1 protein-coding gene is annotated in these 1,218 nt (G+C 64.8%); it reads left to right on the top strand.

Annotated elements, in window-relative coordinates:
• Positions 1–388 precede the first annotated feature (388 nt).
• On the top strand, positions 389–1,218 hold an 830-nt coding region (locus AC1D1W_RS20670), incomplete at its 3' end, for an N-carbamoylsarcosine amidohydrolase (protein ID WP_476944697.1).

Here is a 1,218-nt window from a genome sequence, read left to right on the forward strand (position 1 = left end):
CAACAGGAGCAACGCACGTAGGCCTACTTTGCGCTCCATCCACCCGGCATACCTGACCTGGCGGGCCGACGATGTTGCTCGTGGAGCAATGCGAGCCTCAATAGAGAAAACGGCGGCGGATAGTGTCATCGCGTGGCACGAATGTTTCCGCGGGGAAAACCGCGGACGCTTCAGCCCGTGTTGCTGGGGTGGGCGGGCCGCGAACCGGACCCTCGCCTGGCTGCCGGAGTGACGCACTCGCCGACGCTCGCCCTATCGAGAGGTTGGTCCGGTGGAGATGCAGACTCCAGGCACCTCTGGTGGTGCGCCGGTTCGTGCGCTACAGTATCCAGTACAGCAACCTCGTTGCTATCTTAGAAACACAACAGCCGAGAGAGTGGAGAGAACCATGACAACAGAGACAGCGACGTCCAACGACATCGAAGCCCGTCTTGCAGCAGTGCTGGAGGAGGCGTTCGAAGCAGGCACGGGCATCTACAACGAGCGAGGCTTCAAGCGTCGGATCGGCTACGGCAACCGCCCCGCCGTCATCCACATCGACCTCGCGAACGCTTGGACCCGTCCGGGTCACCCGTTCAGCTGCCCGGGCATGGAGGAGATCATCCCGAACGTCCAGCGGATCAACGAGGCCGCGCGCGCCAAGGGCGTCCCGGTCTTCTACACCACGAACGTGTATCGCAACCGCGATGCCACCTCCGGGACGAACGACATGGGTCTGTGGTACTCGAAGATCCCCACGGAGACCCTTCCGGCGGATTCCTACTGGGCGCAGATCGACGACCGCATTGCGCCCGCGCCCGGCGAGGTCGTGATCGAGAAGAATCGCGCCTCGGCGTTCCCGGGGACGAACCTCGAGCTCTTCCTGACCTCCAACCGCATCGACACCCTGATCGTGACCGGTGCGACCGCGGCCGGGTGCGTGCGCCACACCGTCGAGGACGCGATCGCCAAGGGCTTCCGCCCGATCATCCCCCGGGAGACCATCGGCGACCGCGTCCCGGGCGTCGTGCAGTGGAACCTCTACGACATCGACAACAAGTTCGGTGACGTGGAGTCCACGGATTCGGTGGTGGATTACCTGAACCGCCTCCCGCAGTTCGAGGACACGGTCCCGAAGACCCTCTCGGATCCCCAGCCCGAGGTGGCGACCGTCTCCCGGGGGATGATCGGGCGGAAGCCCTTGGCGATCGCGTCCTCGACGGTGTGGCGCACGCACCC

Source organism: Arthrobacter sp. P1_B4, from assembly GCF_056406555.1.